Here is a 9,367-nt window from a genome sequence, read left to right as displayed (position 1 = left end):
GGGCGGGGGGGGAGGCCCCCGGAGTGCGCGTCGCCCCCAAACCGTGTCCGTACCGATATGCGGACAGCTGGTGACGTCAGCCGCTTCAGGCGCTTAGATTTCCTGGCCTCACAGATGATCGCCAGGGATGGAGCAGCGGATATGTCAGAGCCAGCCGAAACACCCCGTTCCGGGCCGATCGTCACGCCCACACGTGTGGTGGCCGGCCTGTGCCTGTTCGCTCCGTTCGTGGCGATGCTCTGGGTGAGCTCGTACGCGAAGGTCGAGCCGACGCTGATCGGTATCCCGTTCTTCTACTGGTACCAGATGCTGTGGGTGCTGATCTCGACGGCGCTGACGATGATCGCGTACAAGCTCGTGCAGCGTGAGCAGCGAGAGCTTCGCGCCCGTAAGGACGGTGCGTCGAAGTGATGACGACGACCATGGCAACGAACCTCCCGGCCGCCGCGGTCACCCCGGCCGCCCCCGGTGGAAACGCGCTCGCGGCGGACGCGACCGGCGGCGTGAACGGCATCGCGCTGGCCGTCTTCATCTTCTTCTTCATCGCCGTGACGGTCATGGGCTTCCTGGCCGCCCGCTGGCGCAAGGCCGAGCAGTCCGACAACCTCGACGAGTGGGGCCTGGGCGGCCGCAGCTTCGGTACGTGGGTGACGTGGTTCCTGCTGGGCGGCGACCTGTACACCGCGTACACCTTCGTCGCCGTGCCCGCGGCGATCTACGCGGCGGGTGCGGCCGGCTTCTTCGCCGTGCCGTACACGATCCTGGTCTACCCCCTGATCTTCACGTTCCTGCCGCGGCTGTGGTCGGTGTCGCACAAGCACGGGTACGTCACCACCTCGGACTTCGTGCGCGGCCGCTTCGGCTCCAAGTCCCTGTCGCTGGCCGTCGCGCTCACCGGCATCCTCGCCACGATGCCGTACATCGCGCTGCAACTCGTGGGCATCCAGGCGGTCCTGGACGTGATGGGCGTCGGCGGCGGCGAGAGCACGCACTGGTTCATCAAGGACCTGCCGCTGCTGATCGCCTTCGGCGTGCTGGCCGCGTACACCTACTCCTCCGGGCTGCGCGCGCCCGCGCTGATCGCGTTCGTCAAGGACGGCCTGATCTACATCGTCATCGCGGTGGCGATCATCTACATCCCGATCAAGCTGGGCGGCTTCGAGCACATCTTCCACGCGGCGGGCGACGCCTTCGCGGAGACCAACCCGGCCACGGGCAAGCCGCGCGGGGAGCTCGCGAGCGGGCCGAACGCACAGTGGGCGTACGCGACGCTGGCGCTCGGTTCGGCGCTGGCGCTGTTCATGTACCCGCACTCGATCACGGCCACGCTTTCCTCGGGGAGCCGCAACGTGATCCGCCGCAACACCACCATCCTGCCGCTGTACTCGCTGATGCTCGGCCTCCTCGCGCTGCTGGGCTTCATGGCGATCGCGGCCGGGATCAAGGTGGAGAACGGGCAGCTGGCGATTCCGCAGCTGTTCGAGAACATGTTCCCCGACTGGTTCACGGGCGTGGCGTTCGCCGCGATCGGCATCGGCGCGCTGGTGCCCGCCGCGATCATGTCGATCGCCGCGGCGAACCTCTTCACCCGCAACATCTACAAGGACTTCCTCAAGCCGGGCGCCACGCCCGCGCAGGAGCACAAGGTCGCCAAGCTGGTGTCGCTGCTGGTGAAGGTCGGCGCGCTGGCGTTCGTCCTCACGATGGACAAGACGGTGGCGATCAACTTCCAGCTGCTGGGCGGCATCTGGATCCTGCAGACCATGCCGTCGCTGGTGGGCGGCCTGTTCACCCGCTGGTTCCACCGCTGGGCGCTGCTCGCCGGCTGGGCGGTCGGCATGCTGTACGGCACGGTCGCGGCGTACGGCGTGGCGAGCCCCACCCAGAAGCACTTCGGCGGTTCGAGCGCGGAGATCCCCGGCATTGGGGAGATCGGCTACATCGGCCTGACCGCGTTCGTGCTGAACGTCCTGGTGACGGTGGTCCTGACGGTCGTCCTGCGGGCCACGAAGGCCCCCGACGGCGTCGACGAGACCTCGCCCGAGGACTACACGGCGGACGTCGGCGACAAGGGCGTCCAGACCGAACTCCCGCCGGCCACGGCCGGGGCGGCGCACTGACGCCACTCCCCTCCGCACGACGACGGGCCGCCGGGCAATCCGGCGGCCCGTCGTCGTATCCGGCTCGGCTCACCGATTCCGAACGTAGCGGACGGCACCGACAACAGCACTGACAGTTGTGGCGCGACACAAGATATAGGGACGCTCGCGCAAGCCGACACAAGATGTATGCTCGTGCTCGCTGTCGCCGCAGGGGAATCCGGTGCGAATCCGGAACTGTCCCGCAACGGTGTGCTGAGTAGGCATTTGCCCGCTCGCCGAGTCCGAAGACCTGCCGACGGTACGCCCGTTCCCGTTCCGGTGCGGGCGTCGAGACGTCCGGGCTCCGTGGGTTGGGCCGGTGGACGCTGCGTGGTGTGCCCGCGTGCCCGGCAGGGCTCCGGCGCGGCTGCCCGTACGCCTCCGTCGTGCCCTCCCCCGGCCCCAGCCGAGTGAGGAGAGCACAAGGTGACCATCGCGCCAGCGGAGTCAGCACAAAAGGCGCAGACGGCGCAGCCGGCACAGGAGGCGCGGCCGACGACCGCGCGGTCCGACGACGGCCCCGGTACGGTCCTGCTGCGCACTCTGACCGACCTCACCGCCGACCTGCCGGCCACCGACCCGGGCAAGGTCGCCGCGGCCGCGCTGCGCGGCCGGCACGCCGGCTCGGACGAGGCGGAGCTGCGCGAGCTGGCGATGGAGGCCGCGGCCGGGCTGATCGGCGACGAGCCGCAGTACTCCAAGCTGGCCGCGCGGCTGCTGACCGCCGCGATCGCCGAGGAGGCCGCGAGCCAGGGCGCGACGAGCTTCGCCGCGTCGGTCGCCACCGGTCACCGCGAGGGCCTGATCGCCGACAGCACCGCGGAGTTCGTCCGCACCCACGCCACCCGGCTGGACCATCTGGTCGAGCGGGCTCTCTCGGACGGCGCCGACGACCGCTTCGGCTACTTCGGCCTGCGCACGGTCTACTCCCGTTACCTGCTGCGCCACCCGCTCACCCGCAAGGTCATCGAGACGCCGCAGCACTTCCTGCTGCGCGTGGCCTGCGGCCTGGCCGAGGACCACTCGGACCGCGCCGTCCAGGACGTCGCCGCGCTGTACGAGCTGACCAGCACGCTCTCCTACCTCCCCTCCTCCCCCACGCTCTTCAACTCCGGCACCCGCCACCCGCAGATGTCCTCCTGCTATCTGCTGGACTCGCCGCTGGACGAGCTGGACTCGATCTACGACCGCTACCACCAGGTCGCGCGCCTCTCGAAGCACGCCGGCGGCATCGGCCTCTCGTACTCCCGCGTGCGCGCCCGCGGTTCGCTGATCCGCGGCACCAACGGGCACTCCAACGGCATCGTCCCGTTCCTGCGGACCCTCGACGCGAGCGTCGCCGCGGTGAACCAGGGAGGCCGTCGCAAGGGCGCGGCCTGCGTGTACCTGGAGACCTGGCACGCGGACATCGAGGAGTTCCTGGAGCTGCGCGACAACACCGGTGAGGAGGCGCGGCGTACGCACAACCTGAACATCGCGCACTGGATCCCGGACGAGTTCATGCGCCGGGTCGAGTCGGACGGGGACTGGTCGCTGTTCTCGCCGGTGGACGCGCCGGAGCTGGTGGACCTGTGGGGCGCGGAGTTCGACGCCGCGTACCGGAAGGCGGAGGCCGAGGGCAAGGCCGTCAAGGCGGTCCCGGCCCGGACGCTGTACGCGCGGATGATGCGCACCCTCGCGCAGACCGGCAACGGCTGGATGACCTTCAAGGACGCCGCCAACCGCACCGCGAACCAGACCGCCGAGCCGGGCCGCGTCGTGCACTCCTCGAACCTGTGCACGGAGATCCTGGAGGTCACCGACGACAGCGAGACGGCCGTCTGCAACCTCGGGTCCGTCAACCTCGCCGCGCACCTCGGCACCGACGGCGAGATGGACTGGGACCGGCTGGACGCCACCGTCCGTACCGCCGTCACCTTCCTCGACCGCGTCGTCGACATCAACTTCTACCCGACCGAGCAGGCCGGCGCCTCCAACTCCCGCTGGCGCCCGGTGGGTCTGGGCCTGATGGGCCTCCAGGACGTCTTCTTCCGGCTCCGCCTGCCGTTCGACTCCCCCGAAGCGCGCGAGCTGTCCACCCGCATCTCCGAACGGATCATGCTCGCCGCGTACGAGGCGTCCGCGGACCTCGCCGAGCGGCACGGCCCGCACCCGAACTGGTCGGCGACCCGCACCGCCCGCGGCGTCCTGCACCCCGACCACTACCCCGACGCCGAGCCCCGCTGGGCCGACCGCTGGGCCGCGCTGCGCACCCGTATCGCAGCGACCGGGATGCGAAACTCACTCCTTCTGGCGATCGCCCCCACCGCGACCATCGCCTCCATCGCGGGCGTGTACGAGTGCATCGAGCCGCAGGTCTCCAACCTCTTCAAGCGCGAGACGCTGAGCGGGGAGTTCCTGCAGGTCAACGCGTACCTGATCGAGGAACTCAAGGCCCTGGGACTTTGGGACGCGCGCACCCGTGACGCGCTGCGCGAGGCCAACGGCTCGGTCCAGGACGTCCCCTGGATCCCCGAGGAGATCCGCGCGCTGTACCGCACCGCCTGGGAAGTCCCGCAGCGCGCACTGATCGACATGGCCGCCGACCGCACGCCCTACCTGGACCAGAGCCAGTCCCTGAACCTCTTCATGGCGGCGCCGACGATCGGCAAGCTCAGCTCGATGTACGCGTACGCCTGGAAGCGCGGCATCAAGACCACGTACTACCTGCGGTCGCGCCCGGCGACCCGGATCGCGCAGTCCGCGCGCGGTACGAGCGCCGCCGCCACCGCCCCCGTACCCCAGCAGGCCACCGACCCCGAAGCGATCGCCTGCTCCCTGGAGAACCCCGAGTCCTGCGAGGCATGCCAGTAATGTCCACCGAAACCACGCACACCGCTGCCCCCGGGGCGGTCAAGAACCTCCTCGACCCGGGCTTCGAGCTGACCCTGCGTCCGATGCGCTACCCGGACTTCTACGACCGGTACCGCGACGCGATCAAGAACACCTGGACCGTCGAGGAGGTCGACCTCCACTCCGACGTGGCCGACCTCGCCAAGCTCTCGCCGGGCGAGCAGCACTTGATCGGCCGGCTGGTCGCCTTCTTCGCGACCGGCGACTCGATCGTCGCGAACAACCTGGTCCTCACGCTGTACAAGCACATCAACTCCCCCGAAGCGCGCCTCTACCTCTCGCGGCAGCTCTTCGAGGAAGCCGTGCACGTCCAGTTCTACTTGACGCTGCTGGACACGTACCTGCCCGACCCGGACGACCGCGCCGACGCGTTCGCCGCCGTCGAGAACATCCCGTCCATCCGGGAGAAGGCCCAGTTCTGCTTCCGCTGGATGGACTCGGTCGAAAAGATCGACCGACTGGAGACCAGGGCCGACCGCCGCCGCTTCCTGCTGAACCTGATCTGCTTCGCGGCCTGCATCGAGGGACTGTTCTTCTACGGCGCGTTCGCATACGTGTACTGGTTCCGCTCGCGGGGCCTGCTGCACGGCCTGGCGACGGGGACGAACTGGGTGTTCCGCGATGAAACGATGCACATGGAGTTCGCGTTCTCGGTCGTGGACACGGTCCGTGAGGAGGAGCCGGATCTCTTCGACGCGGAGCTGGAACAGCAGGTCATCGACATGCTGAAGGAGGCCGTCGAGGCGGAGCTGCAGTTCGCGCGCGACCTGTGCGGCGAGGGCCTGCCGGGCATGAACACGGCGTCGATGCGCGAGTACCTGCAGTGCGTGGCCGACCAGCGGCTGCAGCGACTCGGCTTTGCACCCGTGTACGGCTCGGAGAACCCGTTCTCCTTCATGGAGCTGCAGAACGTCCAGGAGCTGACCAACTTCTTCGAGCGCCGCGCGTCCGCGTACCAGGTGGCGGTCGAGGGCTCGGTCTCCTTCGACGACGAGTTCTAGAGAACCGCAGAACCGCAGAACCGCAGAACCGCGCACAGAAAATCCCCGCGCCCCCTCAGGGGCGCGGGGAACTGCGCGATCTCAGTCGTTGGCGACCACCGGATACCGCGGCGTGCCCTCCGCCATCTGCTTCAGTACGTCCTTGCGGTCGCGCTTCGACAGGCGGTCGATGTAGAGGTAGCCGTAGAGGTGGTCGGTCTCGTGCTGGAGGCAGCGGGCGAAGTAGCCGGTGCCTTCGACGGCGATGTCGTTGCCCTTGATGTCCTGGCCGCGGACCACCGCGTAGTCGGGGCGCGCGAGCTCGGCGTACGCGCCGGGGACCGACAGGCAGCCCTCGTTGGAGTCGTCCAGGACCCGGCGGGCGGCCGGGAGCTCGTCCAGGACCGGGTTGCAGACGGCGCCGACGTGGCGTACGCCCTGGTCGTCCATGCAGTCGTAGACGAAGACCTTCAGGTCGACGCCGATCTGGTTGGCGGCCAGGCCCACGCCCTCGGCGGTGCGCTGGGAGGCGAACATGTCGTCGACGAGCTTCGCGAGCTCGTCGTCGAACTCGGTGACGTTCTTGCACTCCTTGTGGAGCACCGGGTTGCCGACCACGGTGATCGGGCGGGAGGTGCCGCGCTCGCGGTACGCCTTCTCGCGCGCGTCCGCGTCGGTCACGTCATCGATGAACTCGGTGTCCACCTGCTGGTCGCCGTCCTGATCAATCTGCTGCGCCATGTCCGCCGCACGCCTTCCGCGATGTTCCGCAAAGATTCTTCTTAGCTGCCCGTACAGGGTACGGGGGCCCGCCGTGCGCCCTTCGACGCAGGGAACTCAGCAGACCTCTTCGAGGTCCCGCCACTCGCGGGTGTCCGGGCTGTCGGCCACCCAGCCGTCCAGCAGGCCGCGTACCAGCCCGGCGGGCGCGGCGATGCCGCACTCGCGCTCGGGCACCCACAGGGAGCCGGAGCCGGCCGTGCGGTGCCCGAGCGGGCCCGGGTGGCCGGGCTCGCTGTGGTCGTGCGGGTCCAGCTGCGCGCCCTCGCCCTCGTCGCTGGGCATCCGGCTCTCGGAGCACGTGCGGCACAGCAGGCGGACGGAGGAGGACCAGTCCTCGGCGGCGTACCCGGCGTCCGCGGCCAGCCGCTCCAGGGCGTCCCGGTCGGCCTCGCCGGCGGCCTCCAGGAGGACGACCCAGGTGGGGACCGGGGAGGGCGCCCACAGCTCGATCTCGTCGAAGACGGGGTAGGAGGGCCCGGCCGTGGTCGTGCGCTCGCCGTGCGGGACGCCGTCGTGCAGGACGACCTCGCCCCAGCGGCGCCCGGAGGACGGCAGCGGGATGGAGAGCACCTCGATGCGGGCGGGGTCCAGCCGGCGGCCCCAGACGACCTCGGCCTCGCCCTCGGGCGAGAGGCGGACGGCGGCGCTGCCCAGCTGCATGCCGCGCGGCTCCCCGGAGGGCGCGCCCTCACCCGGTACGTGCAGGCCGTACGCCTGCCAGGCGCGGCGGGCCAGCGGCCAGTCCTGCAGGGCGGTGGCCGCGATGCCCACGTTCCACCAGTCGGGGGCCCCGGCCTCGCGCTCGAGCAGGGCGACGGCGCGCAGGCCGGCGGTGCGCGCCTGCTCCCAGTCGTGCCGGAACTTGTGCAGCAGGGCGAGGTTGAACCAGGACTCCGACAGCCACGGCTCCATGTCGGCGGCGCGGGTGAGCAGCGCGCCCGCGTCCTCGTAACGGCCGTCGCCGATCAGCGTGAAAGCGCGGTCGGTCGCCTGCCGCCACGAGGCGGAGGGCCGGTGCCGTACCTTGCCGAAGATCTTCACGATTCCCGCCTGCCGATTGCTTCCTTGGTGCCGTCCGGCGGACGGCCGAGGGCTCACTCGACAACCTGCCACAGTTTGCCGCCGGGCTCAGCCCGATGACCGGCGCCCCCTGCTGCTCCTTGCCTCGCGCAGCCCCCTCGGCCCCGCTCCCCGGGGCCTCCTTCGCATCCAACCATGCCCATATCCGAGGCCGCTCATTACCCATCGGTTTCTGTGACCTTGAACCGGTACCCCGTTACGTCACGGCTACCCCTGTGGGCACCGCGCGTACAGCGGAAAGCCCGGTCAGGCTGCGGCGAGCGGCCGGGAGAGTACCCGGGCGAGGGCCTCCACCACACGGGGCTCGAAGTCCTGTGCGGTCGACAGGCGCAGCCGTTCCAGTGCGCGCAGCGTGCCCCCGGGGCCGCCGTCGCCGCCCGCGAGGTCGTCGTAGGCGTTCACGGTGCGCACGATGCGGGCGGGCAGCGGCTGCTCCCGGAACGGGTCGGCCTGCCGCTCGACGATCACCGCGACCTCCGCGGGCACCCCGGTCTGGCGGACGACGGCCCCGCCGAGCAGGGCGATCCTGCGCTGTTCGGCGGCGGGCAGCCGGGCGGTGGCGCCGCCGGTGACCGGGTCCACGAGGGAGAGCTGTCCGATGTCGTGCATCAGGGCCGCATATTCCAGGACGTTCAAGTCGGCTTCGCCGAGACCCAGTTCCCGGCCGACGGCGCGGCTGAGGACGGCGACCCGGCGGGCGTGGCCCGGCGGGGTGTAGCCGGCGATCTCGGTGGCGCGGGCGAGGGAGGCGATGGTCTGCCGGTAGGTGGCGCGGACGGCGGCGTAGCGGCGGAAGGAGAACTGGGTGAGGAGGAGCGGCAGACAGAAGACGGGCAGTGCCCAGAGCCCGGCGACGGCCGTGGCCAGCGCGATGACCAGGCCGGTCGCGCAGATCGCCGAGCCGATGCCGAGCAGTGAGCGCAGTTCGTCGCGCAGGAGGGGGCCGTACGGCCAGCCGGTACGGGCCCTGGCCAGGGCCGCGGCGAGCACGGCGTCGCACAGGGCGGTGAGCACGAGGATGCCGAGGAGGTAGCAGGTGTAGTACGTGCCGTCGCCGATCCAGGCGGCCAGCCGGCCGGTGTTGTACAGGGGCTGGAAGCAGGTCGCGGCGAAGCCGACGGTCAGGACGCGGCGGGCGATGTGGTCCAGGGCCGGGCCCCGGCCGAGCGCCACATGGGGGACGAGGCCGACGAGCCCTGCCGCGACGACGACGGCGACGATCTGCAGGACGCCGTGCGTGGTGGGGCGCCCGGCGACCTCGCCGAGCAGGGCGTAGGCCAGGGCTCCGGCGACGCCGAGCGGGGCGCTCTCGCGGTCGCCGGGCAGCGCGCCCGCGCCGCCGCGCGCGGGCGGCCCCGCGCCCCAGCGGGCCAGCTCGCCGACCGCTATGAGGGCTCCGAATGCGAGCGCGATACCGGGGTCGGTGAGGCCGTGCCAGAGGGTGTGGCCGAGCGCGAGGCAGGCGAGGGCGCCGGCCGCGGCGTGGACGAG

7 protein-coding genes and 1 riboswitch are annotated in these 9,367 nt (G+C 70.7%); of the genes, 4 read left to right on the top strand and 3 right to left on the bottom strand.

Annotation, left to right across the window (positions count from 1 at the left end):
• Positions 1-141: 141 nt before the first annotated feature.
• The 4 genes from CCS38_RS34600 (at position 142) to CCS38_RS34585 (ending at position 6,034) form a co-directional block, all read left to right on the top strand.
• Complete coding sequence (locus CCS38_RS34600; protein ID WP_223737575.1) at positions 142-411, top strand: DUF3311 domain-containing protein; 270 nt, start codon at positions 142-144, stop codon at positions 409-411.
• Between the two features lie 92 nt (positions 412-503).
• Positions 504-2,120: a monocarboxylate uptake permease MctP gene (mctP, locus tag CCS38_RS34595; protein WP_372457205.1), complete on the top strand. Its 1,617-nt coding sequence runs from the start codon at positions 504-506 to the stop codon at positions 2,118-2,120.
• 168 nt (positions 2,121-2,288) lie between these two features.
• Positions 2,289-2,413: riboswitch (cobalamin riboswitch) on the top strand.
• A gap of 154 nt (positions 2,414-2,567) precedes the next feature.
• Positions 2,568-4,994 carry a ribonucleoside-diphosphate reductase subunit alpha gene (locus CCS38_RS34590; RefSeq protein WP_223737574.1) on the top strand — a complete coding sequence of 809 codons (2,427 nt, stop codon included), beginning with the start codon at positions 2,568-2,570 and terminating at the stop codon, positions 4,992-4,994.
• Positions 4,994-6,034: a ribonucleotide-diphosphate reductase subunit beta gene (locus CCS38_RS34585; RefSeq protein WP_223737573.1), complete on the top strand. Its 1,041-nt coding sequence runs from the start codon at positions 4,994-4,996 to the stop codon at positions 6,032-6,034. Before CCS38_RS34590 ends, CCS38_RS34585 begins: the two co-directional genes overlap by 1 nt.
• A gap of 81 nt (positions 6,035-6,115) precedes the next feature.
• Here the strand turns inward: CCS38_RS34585 and def are convergent, their stop codons facing one another.
• The 3 genes from def to CCS38_RS34570 form a co-directional block, all read right to left on the bottom strand.
• A complete protein-coding gene (gene def, locus CCS38_RS34580) occupies positions 6,116-6,754 on the bottom strand; it encodes a peptide deformylase (protein WP_223737572.1) in 639 nt (212 codons plus the stop codon).
• A gap of 96 nt (positions 6,755-6,850) precedes the next feature.
• On the bottom strand, positions 6,851-7,837 hold the full coding sequence (locus CCS38_RS34575) for a tetratricopeptide repeat protein (protein WP_030264266.1): 987 nt from the start codon (positions 7,835-7,837) through the stop codon (positions 6,851-6,853).
• 285 nt (positions 7,838-8,122) lie between these two features.
• Positions 8,123-9,367, bottom strand: a 1,245-nt coding sequence (locus tag CCS38_RS34570; RefSeq protein ID WP_223737571.1) for an HD-GYP domain-containing protein, incomplete at its 5' end; no start/stop codon positions are given.

Origin of the sequence: Streptomyces purpurogeneiscleroticus, assembly GCF_020024005.1 — a bacterium.
Classification (GTDB): Bacteria; Actinomycetota; Actinomycetes; order Streptomycetales; family Streptomycetaceae; genus Streptomyces; species Streptomyces purpurogeneiscleroticus.
This window is presented reverse-complemented; position numbering and strand designations above follow the sequence as displayed.

Excerpts from the sequence above, each read along its gene's own strand:
- CCS38_RS34600 (WP_223737575.1), top strand. The coding sequence starts at position 142 with ATGTCAGAGCCAGCCGAAACACCCCGTTCCGGGCCGATCGTCACGCCC.
- CCS38_RS34585 (WP_223737573.1), top strand. The coding sequence starts at position 4,994 with ATGTCCACCGAAACCACGCACACCGCTGCCCCCGGGGCGGTCAAGAAC.
- def (WP_223737572.1), bottom strand. The coding sequence starts at position 6,754 with ATGGCGCAGCAGATTGATCAGGACGGCGACCAGCAGGTGGACACCGAG.